The 20688-nt window shown below is 59.8% G+C and carries 12 protein-coding genes; 9 read left to right on the top strand and 3 right to left on the bottom strand.

The genetic code is table 11. The features are described 5' to 3' along the window. Positions 1-16 precede the first annotated feature (16 nt). Both mutS and KP703_RS03955 read left to right on the top strand, forming a co-directional pair. Positions 17-2665: a DNA mismatch repair protein MutS gene (mutS, locus tag KP703_RS03960; protein ID WP_215753867.1), complete on the top strand. Its 2649-nt coding sequence runs from the start codon at positions 17-19 to the stop codon at positions 2663-2665. 47 nt (positions 2666-2712) lie between these two features. After that, positions 2713-5673 carry a [protein-PII] uridylyltransferase gene (locus KP703_RS03955; protein ID WP_215753866.1) on the top strand — a complete coding sequence of 987 codons (2961 nt, stop codon included), beginning with the start codon at positions 2713-2715 and terminating at the stop codon, positions 5671-5673. Positions 5674-5700: 27 nt separating this feature from the next. Here the strand turns inward: KP703_RS03955 and KP703_RS03950 are convergent, their stop codons facing one another. Beyond that, positions 5701-6585 (bottom strand): NUDIX hydrolase family protein, encoded by an 885-nt coding sequence (locus KP703_RS03950; protein ID WP_215753865.1) that lies wholly within the window; start codon positions 6583-6585, stop codon positions 5701-5703. A gap of 128 nt (positions 6586-6713) precedes the next feature. Here KP703_RS03950 and KP703_RS03945 point away from each other — a divergent pair, with 128 nt between their 5' ends. From KP703_RS03945 to fusA, 4 genes are all read left to right on the top strand, one after another. Beyond that, positions 6714-8540: an ABC transporter ATP-binding protein/permease gene (locus KP703_RS03945; RefSeq protein WP_215753864.1), complete on the top strand. Its 1827-nt coding sequence runs from the start codon at positions 6714-6716 to the stop codon at positions 8538-8540. A 92-nt stretch (positions 8541-8632) separates the two neighbouring features. After that, the gene (locus KP703_RS03940) at positions 8633-8935 is read left to right on the top strand and encodes a hypothetical protein (protein WP_062144656.1); all 303 of its coding nucleotides are present in this window, start codon (positions 8633-8635) and stop codon (positions 8933-8935) included. A 114-nt stretch (positions 8936-9049) separates the two neighbouring features. Continuing rightward, positions 9050-9355, top strand: coding sequence for a 50S ribosomal protein L28 (gene rpmB, locus KP703_RS03935; RefSeq protein WP_043550631.1), 306 nt, complete (start codon positions 9050-9052; stop codon positions 9353-9355). Between the two features lie 215 nt (positions 9356-9570). After that, positions 9571-11658 (top strand): elongation factor G, encoded by a 2088-nt coding sequence (gene fusA / locus KP703_RS03930; RefSeq protein WP_062144650.1) that lies wholly within the window; start codon positions 9571-9573, stop codon positions 11656-11658. A 443-nt stretch (positions 11659-12101) separates the two neighbouring features. Here fusA and KP703_RS03925 read toward each other — a convergent pair whose 3' ends face one another. Continuing rightward, positions 12102-14261, bottom strand: a complete 2160-nt coding sequence (locus tag KP703_RS03925) for an AsmA family protein (protein WP_215753863.1) — start codon at positions 14259-14261, stop codon at positions 12102-12104. Positions 14262-14402: 141 nt separating this feature from the next. After that, positions 14403-17192, bottom strand: a complete 2790-nt coding sequence (locus KP703_RS03920) for a phosphoenolpyruvate carboxylase (RefSeq protein ID WP_215753862.1) — start codon at positions 17190-17192, stop codon at positions 14403-14405. Between the two features lie 131 nt (positions 17193-17323). On the opposite strand from KP703_RS03920, the gene KP703_RS03915 reads away from it, so the two are divergent. The 3 genes from KP703_RS03915 (at position 17324) to sufB (ending at position 20686) form a co-directional block, all read left to right on the top strand. Continuing rightward, a complete protein-coding gene (locus KP703_RS03915) occupies positions 17324-18622 on the top strand; it encodes a DUF445 domain-containing protein (protein ID WP_215753861.1) in 1299 nt (432 codons plus the stop codon). A gap of 105 nt (positions 18623-18727) precedes the next feature. Beyond that, positions 18728-19192 carry an SUF system Fe-S cluster assembly regulator gene (locus tag KP703_RS03910; RefSeq protein WP_043550641.1) on the top strand — a complete coding sequence of 155 codons (465 nt, stop codon included), beginning with the start codon at positions 18728-18730 and terminating at the stop codon, positions 19190-19192. A 3-nt stretch (positions 19193-19195) separates the two neighbouring features. Then, positions 19196-20686: a Fe-S cluster assembly protein SufB gene (gene sufB / locus KP703_RS03905; RefSeq protein WP_062141889.1), complete on the top strand. Its 1491-nt coding sequence runs from the start codon at positions 19196-19198 to the stop codon at positions 20684-20686. Positions 20687-20688 lie beyond the last annotated feature (2 nt).

Here is a 20688-nt window from a genome sequence, read left to right as displayed (position 1 = left end):
CCCGTATGATAAGGAAATGACGCGTTATTCTCCTGAGGGTGCCACCCCCGCCATGGCGCAATGGTTTGCGCTGAAGGCCGAAAATCCTGAAGCCCTGCTGTTTTTCCGCATGGGCGATTTTTACGAGCTGTTTTTTGACGATGCCACGGCCGCCGCCGCAGCGCTGGATATTGCGCTGACGGCGCGAGGCAGCCACGCGGGTGACCCTATCCCCATGTGCGGCGTGCCGGTGGGGGCAGCCTCGGCTTATCTGGCCCGGCTGATCCGTCGCGGGTTTCGGGTAGCAGTCGCAGAGCAGACGGAAGCACCTCGTAAAGGGAAAGGGGCAGCTAAAGGCCCTCTGGCGCGTGCCGTGGTGCGGGTGGTGACACCGGGAACCCTGACAGAAGATGAACTGCTGGAGCCGGGGCGCTCCAATTTGCTGCTCGCTTTGGCAGAAGAAGCAGCTGGGGGCCGTGGCCGGAAAAGCAAGCAGGCAGAAGCCGCGAGCATGATCGGGGCGGCGTGGATTGATGTCTCCACCGGCCTGTTTGAAACAGCCCGTGTCACACGGGCCGCGCTGGCTGCGCTGCTCGGGCGTCTGGACCCTGCGGAAATTCTGGCTCCTGCAGAGATGGCGTTGGGTGAACATGAAGCCGCACGTGCGCCGGAGGTGCTGTTTCCGAATACAGAGACGGCGCGGCAGCGTCTGGCTGCCGCGTTTGACGTTGCCAGTGTGGATGCGTTCGGCACCTTTACGGATGAAGAAGCCGTCGCGGCGTCTGTTGCGGTAGACTACGTGCAGCGCAGTCAGGCCGGAAAGCTGCCGCGTCTGGCGCATCCCAGCCCGCAGATGGAAGGCGGTATTCTGGGGATTGACCCCGCCACCCGCGCCAGTCTGGACATTTTGCGCGCGCGGGATGGCGGGACGGAACACACCCTGTTCTCCGCCATGAACCAGACCGTGACCTCCGCCGGGGCGCGCATGGTGGCCGAATGGCTGGCCGCACCGCTGACGGACCCCGCGCGCATTGCCGCCCGACAGGATGGCTGGTGCTGGCTGCGCGAATCGCCGAGTTGCAGTGCCGCTCTGCGCGATGCGTTGAAGCGCGCACCGGATATCGCCCGTGCGCTGGGGCGTCTTTCTCTGGGGCGCGGTCAGCCGCGCGATCTGGCCGCCGTGCGCGATGGCCTGCATGCCGCGCGTGCCGCTGCGGCTGCTTTGGGGGATGACCACACAGCCTTGCCGCCCTATCTGGCGCGTGCGGCTGCCAGCCTTGGCGCTGCGCCGGAGCTGGAAGCCGAACTGGTACGAGCTGTGGCGGACGATCTGCCCGCACGTCTGGATGATGGCGGCGTGATTGCTGCTGGTTATGATGGTGAGCTGGATGGCTATCGCGGTCTGCGCGACAATTCCCGGCGTATTGTGGCCGGATTGCAGACCGAGTATGCTAGCCGATTCGGTGTGGCGAGCCTGAAGATCAAACACCACGCCCAGCTTGGTTACGTGATTGAAGTTCCGGTTGCCGCCAGTGCCCGCATCAAAGACCGGGATGACCTGATGTTCCGGCAGGGCACGGCCAGCAATGCCCGGTTCTCGACGGAAGAACTTTCCTCACTGGACGCCCGGATTGCTGAAGCGGCGGAACGTGCCGCTGCGCGTGAAAAAGCGGTGTTTAACGCACTGGTTGACCGGATTCTGGCGGAAGAAACCCTGCCTGTTCTGGCACGGGCTCTGGCGGTTCTGGACGTGTTACAGTCTTGCGCTCTGCTGGCCGCTGGCGGGAGCTGGTGCCGCCCTGTGGTGACGGATGATGCTGCTTTTGTGCTGGAAGGCTGTCGCCACCCGGTGGTGGAAGCCGCTCTCCCCAAAGGCACACGCTTTACGCCAAACGGATGTGACCTTTCAGCCAATCGGCGGGTGATGCTGCTCACCGGGCCGAACATGGCCGGTAAATCCACCTTCCTGCGGCAGACGGCGCTGGCGGTGTTGCTGGCGCAGGGTGGTTTTCCTGTCTCAGCGGATAAAGCGCATATCGGGATTGTGGATCAGCTGTTTTCCCGCGTCGGCGCGTCGGATGATCTGGCGCGCGGTCGTTCTACCTTCATGGTGGAAATGACGGAAACGGCTGCTATTCTTAATCAGGCCGGTCCGCGCTCTCTGGTGGTGGTGGATGAAATCGGGCGTGGCACGGCAACGCTGGATGGTCTGGCCATCGCTTGGGCTGTGCTGGAGGCATTGCATTCAACGGTCCGCTGCCGTGCAATTTTTGCAACACATTTCCATGAACTGGCTGGACTGGTAGATACCCTGCCGCGCCTTTCTCCGCACACCATGGCGGTGCGGGAATGGCGGGGCCAGATTGTCTTTTTGCATGAAGTACTGGCCGGTTCCGCCAAGAAAAGCTGGGGTGTGCATGTTGCTAAGCTAGCGGGTGTGCCTCCCTCAGTGGTGGATCGGGCGGGGCGTTTGTTGCGTGAACTGGAGCGTGACCATGCGACGGGTCCCAAGCCTCTGCCGCTGTTCGACACGCAGAAGATATTACCGCAAGAAGACGAAAATACGTTAAGAAAGCGACTGTTAGAGGTAGATCCGGATGCCCTGACACCGCGTGCCGCGCTGGACATTCTGTATGAGCTTCACAAGGAAGCAGTGCGGGAAGACGGATGTCCGGCCCAGAGTTGAAACCGGGTTTTTTATCAGACGACCCTCAGGAGCAGATTCCGACCGCAATGTCGATTTCCCCCGCACATGCTGCCTCCGGGCAGCCCGATGTTTCCGCCCTTGCGTCTCTCACCCCGGAGGGGCTTGCCGCCTGCCTTGCGCGGGAACTGAGGGACGCCACGCCGGCAGACGCCTCCATCCCGGAGCGGGACGAGGCTGTGGCCATTTTCCGTCGCCATCTTGGCCGGTATCAGGCGGATATCCGCAGTCGGTTTGAAACGCATGTGCTCAAGGGCGCCAAGGCGGCCAAGCAGATTGCGGCGTTCACGGATGTTATGCTGCGCGGCATTGTCGATCTCGCTTTGCGTGCAACGGGCACTGCAGAGGGTGTCGGACAGATCGGGGAAGGCGCTCCAGTTGCCGGGCGGCTGGTTGTGGCGGCAACGGGCGGTTACGGGCGCGGTCTGCTGGCCCCGTTCAGCGATATTGATCTGCTGTTTCTGACTGAGGAAGAAAACGTTCAGAGCGCCCACCGTCTGGTGGAGTATGTGCTCTATTTCCTGTGGGATCTTGGCCTGAAAGTCGGCCACGCGACCCGCACGATCAACGAATGTATTGAGGAAGCGGGGAAGGACACGACTGTCCGCACGGCCCTGCTGGATGCCCGCCTGCTGGCCGGGGATGCCGCCCTGTTTGCCATGTTCGAGGCCCGCTACATTGTGGCCTGCGTGGAAGCGGGAGCTGCTGGCTTTATTCAGGACAAGCGGCGGGAACGTCTGGAGCGGCATCGCCGGTTTGGGGACAGCCCCTATCTGGTGGAGCCGAACATCAAGGAAGGGCGCGGCGGCCTGCGGGATTTGCAGACGCTTTACTGGATGTGCCGCAACACCTTCGGCACCCGTCACGTCATGGACCTGCTGGCGCCTGAATTTATCTGGATGGGTTTGCTGACAGAGCAGGAAGCGGCGCGTGCCCGCCGCTCATGGGACTTCCTGTGGACGGTGCGTCTGCATCTGCATTACGTCGCAGGGCGCGCGGAAGAACGGCTGACGTTCGATATGCAGCCCGTTATTGGCGCGCGCATGGGCTACACCCGGCATGGCCGCCAGAACGGTGTGGAACGCTTCATGCGCCACTACTTCCTGACGGCGCGTGAGGTCATGCGTCTGACCCATGTGCTGGAACCCGCAGTGCTGCGGCAGGCGCAGGGGCCGGTGGCAACCGCCGCCAAGCCGGACGAAGCCATGCGGGAAGCTGGCTTTACGCTGGTTGACGGGCAGATCCTGCCGGAACGCGGGATTTCGTTCGATCAGGAACCCATCAAGATGATGCAGTTTCTGGACTGGGCGCGGATGCGTCGCCGGCCATTGCATCCGCTGGGCCGGCATCAGCTCATTCGGTGGGAACGCAGGGCCATGGCCCTGCGTGATAACCCGGAAGCCGCCCGTATTTTTCTGGATCTGCTCTGTGGGGAAACAGAACCGCAGGACCTGCCACCGCGTCGCCGCCGTGAGAGCCACGTGGCTGGGGAAGAGGCGGGAGCGCCTCTTCTGCGGGATGCGGCCTATGAGCAGCAGACCCCTCCCGGCCATGCGCACTGGCTGCATATTCTGAACGAGACGGGTATTTTCGGGCGGCTGATCCCGGACTGGGCGCGGATTGTTGGCCAGATGCAGTTTGATACCTATCATGTGTTCACGGTCGATGAGCATACGATAGAAGCCATCCGCATCATGGATGAGGTCGCATCTGGCCGTATGGCGGATGAAATTCCGGTAGCCTATGAACTTGTTAAAGGCCTGCATTCCCGCCGGGCGCTCTATATGGCCGTGCTGCTGCACGATATCGCCAAGGGGCGCGGGGGCGATCACTCGGAAATCGGGTCTGAAATTGCCGCCGACCTGTGCCCCAGACTGGGGATGTCAGGCGAGGAGACGGAAACCGTTTCCTGGCTGGTGCTGCATCATCTACTGCTGAGCCATACGGCCTTCCAGCGCGATATTGATGACCCCAAAACTATTCTGGACGTGGCGGACATCGTTCAGTCTCCGGAACGTCTGCGTCTGCTGCTGTTGCTGACCATTGTGGATATGCGCGCCGTCAGCTCCCGCGTGTGGAACGCGTGGAAGGCTACGCTGCTACGTGAGCTGTATGTGCGGGTTGCCGAAGTGCTGGCCGGTGGTCTCGCCACGACAGAACGGGACGTTCGTGTGCGCCATGCGAAGGAAATTACCGCCGAAATTCTGGCCGAAGATGGCGTGGCCCCGCAGGATATCGACCGCTTTCTGGGGCTGGGTTATGCGGGCTACTGGCTTTCCTTTGACCATGAGACCCACAAACGCCATGCTCGCCTGATCCGGGATGCAGACGGGCGGGATGCTCCGCTGACAGTGGAGGTTCTGCCTCTGCCGGCGCGTGGGGTGACGGAAGTCACCGTTTATACGGTGGACGTGCCGGGCCTGTTCTCCAAAATCGCCGGGGCACTGGCGCTGGCCGGGGCCTCCATTGTCGATGCCCGGATTCACACCATGATGCACGGCATGGCGCTGGATACGTTCTGGATTCAGGATACCGCAGGGAGTGCCTATGAAGAAACGCATCGTCTGGCGCGGCTGTGTTCGCTGATTGAGCAGTCGCTGAGCGGCCAGATTGATATCGGAGCGGAAATTGCGCAGGCCGGGTTCGGGCATATGCCCATGCGGATGCGGGCCATTCATGTGCCGCCGCGTGTGGTGATTGATAACGGCGCGTCCAATACCTACACGGTCATTGAAATCAACGGGCGTGACCGGCCCGGCCTGCTGCATGACGTGACGGCGGCCATGAGCGAGGAAAACCTTCAGATCGCCTCTGCCCACATTACCACCTACGGGGTGCGGGCGGTGGACGTGTTCTACGTGAAGGATCTCTTCGGCCTGAAAATTACCGACAAGAAGCGTCTGGAAGAAATCCGGGAACGCCTGCTGACCGGCATGAAGGAAGCCGAGGCTGAAGCCAAAGCCCTGCTGGACGCCCGCATTTCAGCCTGAGGCCGGAATGCGGGGCCTGCCGTGCCCTCAGGGGGCGGCAGGTGCCAGAGCGGCTTTACGGCCCGGGCTGGCGGGCGAGAGCCCGTGTGTCAGCCCATCCCGCAACTGGCGGCCTTCGGCTGATTGCGGGTCAATCAGGCCGTTGCGCAGGAACAGGTCGATCAGCACAAGATTAACGTTGAATTTGAACTCGTCCGTATCCCGCACCAGTTTGTAAACTTCGGCCAGCGGCATCAGGTGGAAAGATTCCACTTCACCGTCTGCTGCAACGGGTGAGAAGCTTTCGGGCAGGAACAGGTCGTAGCAATAGAGAATGTCGCGCCGGAGCCCTTCTGGCCGGTCCAGCGCATAGACAATACGACCGACCTGCTGCGCCTGTGAGGCAAGATCTTCCTGAATACTGGCTTCTTCCGCAGCTTCCTTCAGCAACGCTTCCCACGGCGTATGCCCAGCAGGAACGCCACCAGCAACCAGATGGTCCAGCTTGCTCGGGTCCAGCCGTTTGTTGGCGGCTCTGCGGCCTGTCCACAGGTAAAGACCGTCTGCCTTCCGCACTAAGCCATTCAGATGCACGCCAGCCGCTACCAGCCCGAACAGGGGCAGGGCGCCACGGTCAATGCGGGCCAGCACGGGCTGGTCCACATCGGCCATCACATCAAACAGTTCATGGTGGGAGCGATAAACCCCCTCCCGTGCCAGCTCTTCTCCCAACGGTTCCAGATCCGCCGGGTTAGGCAGGGCAAAGCCCTGCACGCGGGAGCCAAGGCCACGCTGCTCCAGCGTGTCGGTCAGGCCTGGGGCAATCCACCCTGCGGCCTTACCGCCCAGAGAAAACGGAAAGCGCGCACCGGGCACGACGGCGGTGTTGCATTGCCTGAGATGACGAAGGAAAGGCGTATCGTCCGAAGGCATCGGAAAATCCAGTCGTGCTTGAATGAGACCATAAACGCACAAGGCGTATGTGTTTATCCGGCGTATGCAGGGGAGAGGCAAGGTGCCTCGGGGTTGCAAAATTGTGGAGGCGTGTCACATGCGACGGTATGTCTCCACGTAATCGTTCTCCGTCCGGGCCGCTGAAACAGCCGGCTTCGGTCACGCTTTCCCGTCTTCTCCCGTATCTCTGGCCGCGTGAAAACAGCGGGCTGAGGTGGCGCGTCGTGCTGGTGCTTCTGGTGCTGGTGGGGGGAGAGCTCGCAACACTGGCTGTGCCGATGGCCTACAGCCGGGTGGTGGATCGGCTCTCGCACCCCGGCAGTCTGGCTATGGCTCCGGTTGCCCTTATCCTGGGGTACGGGCTGATCAGGCTGATCTCCGCTGCCCTGACCAACCTGAGGGATTCTCTGTTTGCCCCGGTCAGGTTCCGGGTGGCACGGCAGGCGGCGTTCCGCAGTTTTCAGCACATGCACAAGCTCTCTCTGCGGTTCCATCTGGATCGGCGCACAGGGGGCGTCACGCGGGCCATAGAACGCGGCACGGAGGGGGTTGAAACCCTGCTGCGGATGGGCATGTCCATCTCCCCCACCATTCTGCAGGCTCTGCTGGTGGTTGTGGTTATCTGGCGGGTGTTTGACTGGCGGTATGTCAGCCTGATGGTGCTGATGATCGCCGCCTATATCGGCTTTACCGTGATGTTTACCTCATGGCGGCTGGGCATCCGGCGGCGGATGAATGATACCAATACCGAGGCAAGCGGCAAGGCGCTGGATAGCCTGCTGAATTACGAGACCGTCAAATATTTCGGTAACGAGGCCCATGAGGCCGAACGCTATGACAATGCCCAGGCCCGTTATGAGCAGGCCGCCCGGAAAACTCAGTATTCTCTTGGGCTGCTCAACTTCGGGCAGGCCGCCATTATCGCGGTGGCACTCACGCTGATCATGCTGCTTGCCGGGCGGGATGTTGAAGCCGGACGCATCAGCGTTGGTCAGTTCGTCATGATCAACACCTATCTGCTCCAGCTTTACGGGCCGCTGAACTTTCTGGGCTCTGTCTATTCCGCCATCCGGACGGCCATGGTGGACCTGGAGCAGATGTTCAGCCTGATTGAAGAGAACGTGGAAGTGGCGGACCCTGAAAACCCGCTACCGATTGCCACCCGCCTTGCGGACTCCGCTCCGGCTCAGGTTGAGTTCCGGGATGTCCGGTTTGGATACGGGCCTGAGCGTGAAATTCTGCACGGGGTCAGCTTTGTGGCGGCTCCCGGTAAGAAGGTTGCTATTGTCGGGTCCACCGGGGCAGGGAAGTCCACCATCAGCCGGCTGCTGTTCCGGTTTTATGATGTCTGGTCCGGCGCAGTGCTGGTGGATGGGCATAACGTGCGGGACTACCGGCAGGAGGACCTGCGGGCCGCTATTGGCGTGGTCCCGCAGGATACCGTGCTGTTTAACGAGACGATTGGCTACAACATCGCCTACGGGCGTCTGGGAGCCTCTCTGGCCGATGTGGAGCAGGCGGCGCGGTTGGCGCAGATTCATGATTTCATCATGTCTCTGCCAGACGGATACCAGACGCAGGTGGGGGAGCGTGGCCTGAAGTTGTCGGGCGGGGAAAAGCAGCGTGTTGCGATTGCCCGAACACTTTTAAAAGACCCTCGCGTTCTTGTGCTTGACGAGGCTACGAGTGCGTTGGACACACATACGGAACAAGAGATTCAGGCGGCTTTGAAAGCCGTCTCTGCCTCCCGCACGACGCTGGTGATTGCGCACCGCCTGTCCACGATTGTGGATGCGGACGAAATTCTGGTGATGGGTCAGGGGCGTGTGCTGGAACGCGGCACGCATGAGGCTCTGCTGGCGTCTGGCGGCCAGTATGCCGCTATGTGGGCAGCCCAGGGGGCGGAAGGAATTGCAGAACGGATTGCCGGGTAGGGGAGCAACCCGCCCGTCAGGCTGGTCTGGCGAATCGGAGGCGGCATCGGCTTTTCAGCCGGCGCCTGAGAAACTGAAGGAAGATGAAACGCATGACGGATAAAGCTGGAAATACGCCCGCAGAAACGACATCTGAAGATATGCCGGGCGTGCCGGAAGATCTGGCCCGCTGCGCCATGGTGATTGAAAGCGCTATGGAGCATCTGCTCAAGGAGAATCACCCGCCGCTGGCTATTGCCTCAGCGCTGCTGGGCGGTTCTCTGGGTCTGCTGGCCCGCAGCATGGATAAGGAGACCATCCTGCATATTCTCGACTCCGCAGCGAACAGCGTGCGTACGGGTGAGATTCATGCTGCAACGCAGGCACAGACAGACCCGGAAAGTGAGAAAGCCTGAGGTCAACCCTTGACGGAAGGCGCTTGCTCAGCCATAAGCCGCGCCAATCCTGAATGTGGTCGCCGGGCAAATTGTCTCGGCCCTCTGTTTGATACCTAAGACAAGGATGAGACAATGTCCCGTCGCTGCCAGATTACCGGCAAAGGCGTTCTGACCGGAAACAACGTCAGTCACGCCAACAACAAAAGCCGTCGCCGTTTCCTGCCCAACCTGCAGGAAGCATCCCTGATGTCCGACATCCTGGGCGCTCCCGTGCATATGCGCGTCAGCACTCGTGGCCTGCGCACCATTGAACACAATGGTGGCCTCGATGCCTTCCTGATCAGCACGCCTAACCGCAAGCTGCCGGAAGAAGCTCAGGTCGTGAAGCGTCGCGTTCTGCGCGCTCAGGCTAAAAAACAGGCTGCCGCTGGCGCCTGATTCAGGGGTTTCCTAACTGCGGTGGATCCGGGCCTGTCATTAACTGACGGTCCGGATTTGCTGTGCAGGTGTCTGGCAGGGTGTCAGGCACTTTCGTCTATCGGCCGGTTTCCGGCAGCCGGGCTTCCTGAATTCAAGTAGGATCAGCACGGTGTTCGGTAGCCACAGGCGCGAAGGGTTTCCTGTCGCGCCTGACCTGTTTTCTGGAGGTTTTCGTGTCCGCCAAATCCGAACTTTCGAAGATCCGTAATATCGGGATCACCGCGCATATTGACGCGGGCAAGACAACCACGACCGAGCGTATCCTGTACTATACCGGCGTCTCTCACAAAATTGGTGAAGTGCACGACGGTAACACCACGACCGACTACATGGCGCAGGAACGTGAGCGTGGTATTACCATTACCTCCGCTGCTGTGACCTGCGTGTGGAACGACCACCGCATCAACATCATCGACACCCCCGGACACATCGACTTCAACATCGAAGTGAACCGCTCCCTGCGCGTGCTCGATGGCGCCGTGTTCATCATCGAAGGTGTGGCCGGTGTTCAGCCGCAGTCCGAAACCAACTGGCGTCTGGCTGACCGCTACAAGGTTCCGCGCATCATCTTCATCAACAAGCTCGACCGTACCGGCGCGAACTTCTACCGTGCATTCGACACGCTGAAGGAAAAGCTGGACATCGTTGCGATCCCGCTGCAGCTGCCGATTGGCGCTGAAGACCAGTTTGTTGGCGTTGTCGATCTGATCGAGATGAAAGCCATCATCTGGGAAGGTGGTGAGCTGGGTGCGAAGTTCCACGATGAGGAAATTCCGGCCGACCTGAAGGAAAAGGCTGCTGAAGCCCGCCAGAACCTGCTCGATACAGCTCTGGCTGTTGATGACGCAGCAATGGAAGAATACTTCGAAAAGGGCGAAGTCTCCATCGAGACGCTGAAGCGCTGCATCAAGAAGGGCACCATCTCTGGTGAGTTCCGCCCGGTTCTGTGTGGCACGGCCTTCAAAAACAAAGGCGTTCAGCCGCTGCTCGACGCCGTGATCGACTTCCTGCCGGCTCCTGACGACGTTGAAGGCATCCGTTGCGCTCCGCCGGAAGGTGAAGAAGAAGACGAAGCCGCTCAGCCCATCATCCCGGTTGACCCGGATGGCAAGTTCGCTGGTCTGGCCTTTAAGATCATCAACGACAAATACGGCACGCTGACCTTCGTGCGCGTCTATCGTGGTGTGCTGAAGACCGGTGATACCGTTCTGAACACCACGAAGGGCCACAAGGAACGTATCGGCCGTATCTACCAGATGCATGCTGACAAGCGTGAAGAACTGACGGAAGTTCATGCTGGTGATATTGCTGCGTTCGTGGGTCTGAAAGACTCTCAGACGGGTGATACGCTGGCTGATCCGGCTGATCCGGTTGTTCTGGAACGTATGAGCTTCCCGATCCCGGTTATCGACATCTCCGTCGAGCCGAAAACCAAAGACGGCGTGGAAAAGATGACGCTGGCGCTGCAGAAGCTGGCCAGTGAAGATCCTTCCCTGCAGCTGAAGACGGATCAGGAAACGGGTCAGACCATTTTGTCCGGCATGGGCGAACTGCACCTCGACATCATCATCGACCGTCTGCGTCGTGAATATGGTGTGGATGCAAACGTCGGTGCACCGCAGGTGGCCTATCGTGAAACCATCTCCAAGCCGCACACCGAAACCTACACGCATAAAAAGCAGTCTGGTGGTTCCGGTCAGTTCGCAGAAGTGAAAATTGCTTTCGAGCCGCTTGAGCGGAACGAAGACATTCACTTCGAGAACAAGGTCGTTGGCGGCACCGTGCCGAAGGAATACATTCCTGCGGTCGAAAAAGGCATCCGTATGCAGGCCTCTACCGGCGTGCTGGCAGGCTTCCCGACCGTCGACTTCAAGTTCACGCTGCTTGACGGTAAGTACCATGACGTTGACTCGTCCGCTCTGGCGTTCGAAATCGCGGCTAAGGCTTGCTTCCGTGAAGGTATGAAACAGGCTGGTCCGGTTATTCTGGAACCGATCATGGACGTGGAAGTGACCACCCCGAACGATCATGTTGGTGACGTTGTGGGTGATATCAACCGTCGTCGTGGTATGATCCAGAGCCAGGAAACCTCTGGTTCCACGGTTATGGTTCGCTCTCATGTGCCGCTGAAAGAAATGTTCGGTTACATTTCTCACCTGCGTTCCATGACGAAGGGCCGTGCGTCCTTCACCATGCAGTTCCATCACTACGACCCCGTGCCGCGCAACGTGGCAGAAGAGATCATGGCTCAGTCCAAATAAGCCATCCTCTCCGGGATTATCTTCGGATACAGAAAAGCCGCCTCATCACGAGGCGGCTTTTTTTTGTGTTTACAGGGCAGATGAGGCGTGGCCCGATCTGGCACTGGCACTGGCACTGGCACTGGCACTGGCACTGGCACTGGCACTGGCACTGGCACTGGCATGTGGAATATGGAATGGGTTGTGTGCCACTGAGCACTGACATCTGACCGCAGAAGCGGGAGGGGGGCGGAGGCCTGCCCAGAATAAGACGGCGTGTTCGGTCAGCACCAGACTGTGGGGAAAGCTAAGGCTCACAAGAAAGGCTAAGCGCTCAGGGTGTCAAAACAACCTGAGCGCCTGCGGAACATCATTTCTGTAATGGGAAAATATAAGCCGCATTGAGAGGCGGCTGGAGAGCAGGCTCAGGCAACCGGGCGTGAGTGCCCGATTGCCTGATGCTGTTAGTTCTTGCCCTGTTTTTTCAGTTTGGCATTCCACGCTGCCCGGACTTCAGCGGGTGTCATGCGGCCTTCGTGCAGTTTGGTCGCAGGTGCTTTGCCGGACGTTTTTTTGTGGTTGCCGTTGGCGTGATGCGGGTTGGCCGGAGCAACGCTGCCTTTGGTGCCGACGGCGTGGGAAAGGGAGCCCGGCGCAATGCCCGCAGCCGGGTTGTCATTCACAGCCTGCACGGCGCGGGAGCATCGGGAATTATCCCCAACACCCAGCTGAATGGTGGGCAGAAGCGCTAGCGGTGGGAAGACAAACCCCAGGCCCGCGGCGGCAGCGGCACGCCCGAGAATTTCAGCACCCGGCAGCACCGTAGGAGATTTGATCGCCCCGGTAATGTTGAAGGCCCCCGGCAGAGACGCAATGGTCGGGTTCTGGGAACGGGTGGTCAGAGAGTAATCCAGCGTATTGGTCTTGAAGTTGATTGTGCCGCGCCCCAGCGTACGGGCCTCGCCGGTTTCCAGCAGGAGCGTATTGGTGGAAACAATGCCGTTTCTCAGCGGCATATCGGCAATAAAGCACTTGATGTCGGTATGGGCGGGCAGCCCGAGGGCCGTCAGGATGGCATTGCCGAGTTGCAGGCCCAGAATATCCGGCAGGATGGCGGTAATATCACCGCCCTGATCCAGTACCAGCGTAAGGCCACCATTCCCTGCAGCCATCAGGCTGGCAATGGAATTCCCTTTGGCTTTCAGTGTCATATGGCCGCCAATAATGCCGCGGGCTTTGGAATTGGTTGTCGCCTGCATGACGCGAGCCAGATCAATCCGGGCAAAATCAATCCGGGCGGTTGTATCAAACAGGGAGCCATCCGGCTTGAGCGTTGCGGAACTGGCCAGCGTGCCGTGGCCAACGGCAAAGTTCAGGCGTTTGAGATCAATTTCACCATTGGTGATGAAGAACTCGGTGTCGATATTATCAAGCGGTAGCTGCTTATTTTCGATATGGGCCCCATGATACGTGACGTGGGCGTTGATGGCGTTCAGGCGCGGAATATTGATGGGCGTATCCGGCAGGACAGTCTTGCTTTTGGCATCCTGCTTTTTCTCAGCCGCTGTCTCGGTTGGCTTGGCACCAATAAAGCCCCCCAGATCCACCAGATTAACCTGACGGGAATGGAGGTCGGCCTGAACGTTCATGGGCTTCTGATGCGGGTCCAGCTCAATGGTTCCACCAATGTCGCTGGTGCCCATTTTGCCCTCAAACTCTTTAAAGAGGATGTGGCTCTGGCTGTAATCCAGATTGCCGGTAATGGTGTAGGCCGGGGTGCGCGGAATGGGCACGCCGGTCAGCGGGTAGAGCAGGGACATATCCGGCCCGGCAAAATGCAGCTTCAGATGCGCCCCTGCAAAGCTCATCGGGTGAACCACATCGCCTTTCAGGGTGGCAGTGGTGGGGCCGTTCTGCACGGTGAGGTCAACAGGGTAAGGCTCTTTGTCGGCAACAAAGGACAGCAGGGCTCCGCCAATAAAGCGGGCAGTAATAGGCTGCTGCGCGTAACGCCCCTTGGCTTGCAGATGCAGAGTGCCGCGATCATTCCCCTGAGGTGGCGTGGTCTGCACAGCGACCTGCATATCGGCCTGCAGCGGGTCATACTTTACATGCAGGTTGCCATCGGTAATCCGCAGCTCCCCGATGTCCGGCAGGCTGGTTGAGGAGGAAGCATCCTGCTTTGTGGGTGTCTTCGCCGGCTTACCATCCTCGGTAAAAGTGTAATTGTTCAGGCTGTTTTTCAGCGCGATAATGTCTGCCGTTGGCTGCTCTAGTGCAATAAGCGGCAGGTGCAGCGTACGGTGCCAGAGGTAGGACCAGACATCGACCGAAACCGTCACGCTTTTGGCCTGCGCAAACTGGTCTTTTTCTTTTTCAAAGGTTTTTGGCTGTTCAATCCGCAGGTCATCCACCTTGATTGTGGTGACACGGCCAAGATGCACATGCAGATGCGCAATCGTGGTTTTACGATGCAACAGGGTTGTGGCTTTGGAATTGACCAGAGGCACAAACCAGTCCCATGACCAGAAGAGAATCAGAAGCAGGAGTGCGAGCGCGATGCCCCCGAGAATTTTCAGGACGGGATGCCTGGCTCGTTGTGTGTCCGGGGGCGTGGTGGTCATGAGGACACACTCCGTTGTTCTGGGTTCAGTAAAAATCTGGGCATAAAACGCTTCGCAGCCTGTGTCAGTCCTGCAAGCCTGAACGTCAGCCCGAAGAGTTTGGTTCCGGGCTAAGCATTCATGGTGGGGTTGTGCCCCTGTTTAGCCAAATGCGCCAATGTCATGCATGACGCCCACGCTGATCTCACGGAGCAGGGCGAACATCTGCTGCATGGGCAGAAAAATTTCCCGATGCTCGCGTTCATAGATGCCCTGCTCCCGCGGGCCGCGGGGTTCATAGAAATCAAGGTTGGAGGCGACGGTGCCGGATGGGAAAATATGCACCATTTCCTTAAGCACAGCAGGAATTTCCAGACGCAGGATCTGCTGCATCATGACATCGCGGTTAAAGCCCCCGCGCGGCATGAAGAAGGGAATGCGGCAGGCCAGAATCCAGATGCGCTCAATCAACGCCACCCGAATGGCATGCAACGCGCGGTTGAGCGGCGCGCCATGCGGGGCATCCTCCCACGCTTCCCGCAGGGCCAGATGGTCTGCCTGAATGCGGCGGAACATGGTGCGCAGGTCTGCTGAAAGGTTCAGTTTTTCCAGATCCTGCATCACGGTGAGAAAAGCGGCCCGGCGTGGGGCTTTGGGTTCTGCCGTGGCGCGGTCCAGCCAGTAGCTGGGGTCCAGCAGATTGATGACGGATTGCAGAACCCTGTCATCCGAACTGGTTAAGGCATGCCGGGCAAAGTCCAGAGCGCGATGGAAGCGCGGGCTGGAGGTGTTGAAGCTTTCAAATGTTTCCGGGTGACGGCGCGCGGCGGCTCCCAGTCCTTGCAGCGTGTTGGCGCACCAGCCGAGCTGCTGGAGAATCGCATTGTTGGGAATGGCGCGAAGCTGGCCCGGATGCGTCAGGCGGGTGCTGGTGGCGGCTTCCGCACTCTGGCGGGCCGGGGGACGCGAGCCGGTGCGGTCAATCAGCGCCGGGCCAAATGCCCCCAGCAGGGCGGCGTAACCGGGGTCTTCCACCAGAGCCTGCATGCCTTCGGAAATGCTGGAGAAGAAATCAGCCGAAAAGACCGGCTGTTCATAAACCGGGTCGCCTTCCTGATGCAGCGGATTGAACAGGTTTTCCGCAATGGTCGCGAGTGTCGCGCCCGCCAGATGCGGGGTGCCGAACAGCAGATACCCATCCCCGCCCTGAAAGGCCGTTTCCTCCCGGCAGGCAATGCCGGTTTTGGCAAATTCGGTCCGCACATGGGTAGGGGAGAGATAGCTCAGCCGCCCGGCCATCCGGAAAGGATGCGCGCCGCGTCCAATGCTCTCGCCATGCGTATCAAAGAAAATGACCGTCACGTTCTGCAGGTTCCAGCGGACCAGCAGGTCATGAATTTTCAGGCGCAGGCGCTCAATAAGATAGGTGGCAGCCAGCTGGCCGACATAACGGCCGGAATCGGAATAGCCGAACTGGAAGCTGATACGCCCGGTGCGCTGCACATAGGCCCGCCATGTGGGGGAGCGGAGGGCTTCTTCCACAATACGGTCGCCATTGCTCAGCGCGTCTTCTGTTTCAAACAGGGGGGAAATTTCCACCTTGTCCGCCACACCGAAATGCAGCGCCGCCCAAAGCGCTGCCAACAGGGTGTAACCCGTTTCCGTTTCAGCAATCAGAAAACGGACGGGCGTTTGGTTATCAATGTGTTTGGTTATCTGGGCGACCGTCATCATCAGGCGGCCTGCCGTAGATGGGTCACTCATCAGCGCGCCGAAATCAACCGGCACAGGCTGCACGCTTTCCAGAGCTTCATTCAGGCGGTTGAGGAGCGCGCGCCGGTGGGCCGGATTGGCCGGGTCATCCGGAATATCGAGCTTCTGGCGAACAAAATTATGAATTTGTGTGGCGTTCAGCCGCACATGTGTGTGGGCCAGTGCCAGACCGTGCGCCATGAAGCCCGCACGCGCCACGGCCAGCGGGAGCTGCGCAGCAGGCGGCGCAGCTTTCACAGCAGCGTCCAGCTCTTCTGCCAGATCATCCACATTGAGCAGGGCTGTCGCGTGTTCGTTCACCAGCGCGTCTGCAAATTTGGCGACGGCTTCGGCATCCGGGCCGGTCGGTGTGGCGCTGATCTGCGTTTTGACGCAGGCAATGGCCTTGTGCAGCCGGTCCGTCAGAGCTGGGGCAGAAACACCAGTCGCGCTTATCTGCTGATCAAGGCGTTCCAGCTGAAACAGCTTCATGCGCAGACGGAGACGCAGCGTGTCCCACCAGCCAATATCCGTGCGTCCATCCGTATCATACCCCACCCAGCTTGTAGCGATGACCGGGCGGGGGATGATGGAGGCCCATGACTCTGGCCAGTGTTGTCGGGCGGTCTCTAAAAGTGCGCCATTCAGCTGATCCATGGCGTCTCGCGCCCGGATGATGGCCTGTGTGGCGAGGGTAAATTCTTCTTCCAGCGTAGGCGGTCCGTCCCGCCGATGCGTTTCAAAAAACGGAGCCTCGTCCGGTAAAACATCCTCGGAGGCACAGTCGGCTAGCGCCGCATAGACTGGGTTGCTGAGGGCAAATGTAGGGTGCGCTGTAAAAACAGCGGCAAAACGCACGGGACTGACGGCGGCTTGGAAAGCCTCGGGCGTGGGGACGGGCAGGGATGCTATGACCCGCTGAGCCACGGCAGACAGCCGTTTGGCGGTGGTGGTGGTCTCCGCGCCTCCTACGTAACGATGCAGGCGTCTGGCGCGACGCAGAAAGGCGGAATCCCGAAGGGTCTGCACCAGAGCGGTCACATCTGAAAGGGACAGATCGCCGTCTTCCAGCGCATCTTCCAGCTGGCGGGCGGTACAGAGAACCGGATTCACCCCTTCCACCGGCAGCAGGGCGTCTTTGTCCTGCAGGATCGGTGCAAAAATGGTCTGAAGTTTGGGCGGAAGAGTAGAAAAATCCATTATTGCACCTCGCTCAGGGTTCGCAGTACGGCGGGGGGAAGGGGGAGGCGTTACAGTTTCATGTCTGCTCTTTCGCTGCAACACACTCACGCACACTTGGGGGGCGAGAGTGGGAGTGCTATTCAGATACTATGACGTCATACCCTGAAAGTGACGGCGATCTCGCCGCCCGGAAGACCCTCAAACGCTACCAGCGCGCTGCCACCGGCCTGCTGGTGGGCATGGGAGGGCTGACTGTTGCGGGCTACGCGGCCCCCGCTGCCGGATGGGTGAAGGATGGCTTCTGGCTGGAAATGCTGCGGGCCGGGGCGCGCGCTGGCGTTGTGGGCGGTCTGGCGGACTGGTTTGCCGTGGTTGCCCTGTTCCGCCACCCCATGGGTTTGCCGATTCCCCACACGGCTATTCTGCCAGCCCAGAAGGAACGGCTGGGCCGCGCGCTGGGGCGTTTTGTGTCCGGGCAGGTCTTTACGGAAAAAGAAATTGCCCGCGTGCTGGAGCAGGTAGATATCCCCACCTTTCTGGCCAACATGCTGGATGACCCGGCAACGCGGGAGACGCTGACGCGCTCCGTCCTTGCTTCCATGCCCAAAATGCTGGACCGGCTGGAAGACGGGCGGGCCAGCGGGGCCATTGGCAAGATTTTCCCCCGTCTGCTGGGCAACAGCAATCTGGCTCCCATTGTGGCGCGCGCTCTGCGCAGCCTTGTGGATGATGACCGCCATCAGGAAGTGCTGTCCTTTCTGCTCAGCCAGATCAAGGATGGTTTGCAGGCCAGAGAAGGCGCGCTGCGCACCATGATTGAGGAGCGCGTGCGTGAGCAGGGCGGTCGTTTACTCGGCTGGGCTATAGGCGGTTCGATTGCAACGCGGGKGCTGCTGGCGGCCAGCAAGGAACTGGAGCGGGTGGACCCGCAGAATTCCACTCTGCGTGAAGGCTTTACAACCTGGGTGCGGTCCCAGATTGACCGCATTGAGACGGACCCCGAACGCGGCAGCGATATCTCTCAGGCCATTATGGGCGTGCTCTCACATGAAAGTGTCGTGAGCTGGTGGGCCGATATCTGGCAGCGCTTCCGGCGTCTGGTGGAAGCGGATGTGGAAGACCCGGATGGTCGCATTGCCTCTCTGGTGCAGGAGGGGCTGACGCATATTACCGCGCAGTTGCGGGAAGACCCGGTTATGCGGCAGCGGATTATGGCCAGCGTAGACAAGGCCACCGTCAAGGCCCTGCCGTTTGTGCGGGAGCGGATGGCGGATTTCATCGCCCGCGTGGTGGCGGGATGGGACGCAGTGCAGATTGCGGAAAAGCTGGAACTGCGCGTGGGGAAGGACCTGCAATATGTCCGCTTCAACGGTACACTGGTTGGCTTTGGCGTAGGGGCGTTGCTGTTTGCCGTCCTGCGGCTGCTGTTTGGGTTGAACGCCCAGTAAGACCGCCGGGGCAGCTATGCTGCTTTTGGGTTGACCTTTGGCCCGCTTCGCCCCATGTGTCTGAAACAGGACCTGACTGGTCTCCAATCACCTGATGGCAGGATAATGCTGAAACTTTCCCGTCTGGCGGACTATGCGGTTGTCATACTTGTCAATCTTGGCGAGCAGGATGGCGTGGTGACATCACCCGCCCTTGCTGCCGAGACCGGTGTGCCGGAACCGACTGTCGCGAAAATCCTCAAGGTTTTGTCCGCTCACAAGTTTGTGCTGTCCCAGCGGGGTGCCAAAGGCGGCTACCGGCTGGCCCGCCCGCTGGCTGATATCTCTGTGGCCAGCGTTATTACGGCAGTGGATGGCAAGATTGCGCTGACAGCCTGTGTGGATGGTGGAGAGTGTGATACCGGCGTGTCCTGCGGCATGTGCGGCAGCTGGGATACCATCAACAAAGCCATTCGGGACACGTTGGAAGGTATTTCTCTGGAGATCATGCGCCAGAAGAGCGCATGCGGTGCAGTCATGACGAAGAGAAACGCGCTGATGAGCGCCAGCACGAGACGCGAAGGGGCTTGAACAATGCCAGCAGTCACCGAAACGCGTGAAGCAGTCGAAAAACTCGGTCAGTCTTCCTACAAATGGGGCTTCGAGACGGACATTGATATGGACGTCGCGCCCAAGGGGCTGAACGAAGATACCATTCGCCTGATTTCCGCCAGAAAAGAGGAGCCGGAATGGCTTCTGGAATGGCGGCTGGCGGCCTATCGCGCCTGGCTTAAGACCGAAGAGCCCGAATGGGCCAAGGTGTCCTACCCGCCGATTGATTATCAGGACCTGCATTACTACGCAGCACCCAGGAAAAAGCCCGGCCCGAAGTCCCTTGAAGAAGTGGACCCCGAACTGCTGCGCACCTACGAAAAGCTGGGCATTCCACTGCATGAGCAGGCGATGCTGGCCGGTGTGGAGCTGCCGGAAGGCGAGACCGCCCGTCCGCCCGTGGCCGTTGATGCCGTGTTTGACAGTGTTTCCGTTGTCACCACCTTCCGCAAGACGCTGGAAGAAGCGGGCGTGATCTTCTGCCCGATTTCTGAAGCGGTGCGGGATTATCCGGATCTGGTCCGCAAGTATCTGGGCAGTGTGGTGCCGGCAGGCGATAACTTTTACGCCGCGCTCAACTCCGCTGTGTTTACCGATGGCTCCTTTGTGTTCGTGCCCAAAGGCGTGCGCTGCCCGATGGAGCTCTCCACCTATTTCCGTATCAATGCCAAAAATACCGGGCAGTTTGAGCGGACGCTGATTGTGGTGGAAGACGGTGCTTCCGTCTCTTACCTTGAAGGCTGCACGGCCCCCATGCGGGACGAAAACCAGCTGCATGCGGCCGTGGTGGAACTGGTGGCGATGGAAGATGCCTCCATCAAATATTCCACGGTGCAGAACTGGTATCCGGGTGATGAAAATGGCCGGGGCGGGATCTATAACTTCGTGACCAAGCGCGGCGCATGCCGTGGCGCACGCTCCAAGATCTCCTGGACGCAGGTGGAAACCGGCTCCGCCATTACATGGAAATACCCGTCCTGCATTCTGCAGGGTGAAGGCTCCGTGGGGGAATTCTATTCCGTGGCGGTGACCAACAATCACCAGCAGGCCGATACCGGTACCAAGATGATCCATATCGGGCGGAATACCCGCTCGACCATCATTGCCAAGACCATCAGTGCCGGGCATTCAGACAGCACATATCGCGGTCTGGTGCGTGTGCTGCCCAAGGCCTCCGGCGCGCGAAACTTTACACAGTGCGATAGCCTGCTGATCGGTGATCAGTGTGGCGCGCATACCGTGCCCTATATTGAAAATCGCAATATGGGCGCACGCATTGAACATGAAGCGACCACCTCCAAAATTTCGGAAGACCAGCTGTTCTACTGCCGTCAGCGCGGGCTTTCCGAAGAGGATGCGGTGGGGCTTATCGTCAACGGCTTCTGCCGTGACGTTTTGAAAGAGCTGCCCATGGAGTTTGCCGTGGAAGCTCAGAAATTGTTGCAGATCAGCCTCGAAGGCAGCGTAGGGTAAGG

It is taken from the genome of Acetobacter sp. P5B1 (genome assembly GCF_018811985.1).
Classification (GTDB): domain Bacteria; phylum Pseudomonadota; class Alphaproteobacteria; order Acetobacterales; family Acetobacteraceae; genus Acetobacter; species Acetobacter cerevisiae.
The sequence above is the reverse complement of the archived record's forward strand: the minus strand, read 5'-3'. Positions and strand labels throughout refer to the sequence as shown.

Bases quoted from the DNA above. Each gene is read 5' to 3' on its own strand.
- KP703_RS03940 (WP_062144656.1), top strand. From the start codon at position 8,633: ATGACGGATAAAGCTGGAAATACGCCCGCAGAAACGACATCTGAAGAT.
- KP703_RS03910 (WP_043550641.1), top strand. From the start codon at position 18,728: ATGCTGAAACTTTCCCGTCTGGCGGACTATGCGGTTGTCATACTTGTC.
- sufB (WP_062141889.1), top strand. From the start codon at position 19,196: ATGCCAGCAGTCACCGAAACGCGTGAAGCAGTCGAAAAACTCGGTCAG.
- rpmB (WP_043550631.1), top strand. From the start codon at position 9,050: ATGTCCCGTCGCTGCCAGATTACCGGCAAAGGCGTTCTGACCGGAAAC.
- KP703_RS03925 (WP_215753863.1), bottom strand. From the start codon at position 14,261: ATGACCACCACGCCCCCGGACACACAACGAGCCAGGCATCCCGTCCTG.
- mutS (WP_215753867.1), top strand. From the start codon at position 17: ATGACGCGTTATTCTCCTGAGGGTGCCACCCCCGCCATGGCGCAATGG.
- KP703_RS03920 (WP_215753862.1), bottom strand. From the start codon at position 17,192: ATGGATTTTTCTACTCTTCCGCCCAAACTTCAGACCATTTTTGCACCG.
- KP703_RS03950 (WP_215753865.1), bottom strand. From the start codon at position 6,585: ATGCCTTCGGACGATACGCCTTTCCTTCGTCATCTCAGGCAATGCAAC.
- KP703_RS03945 (WP_215753864.1), top strand. From the start codon at position 6,714: ATGTCTCCACGTAATCGTTCTCCGTCCGGGCCGCTGAAACAGCCGGCT.
- KP703_RS03955 (WP_215753866.1), top strand. From the start codon at position 2,713: ATGTCGATTTCCCCCGCACATGCTGCCTCCGGGCAGCCCGATGTTTCC.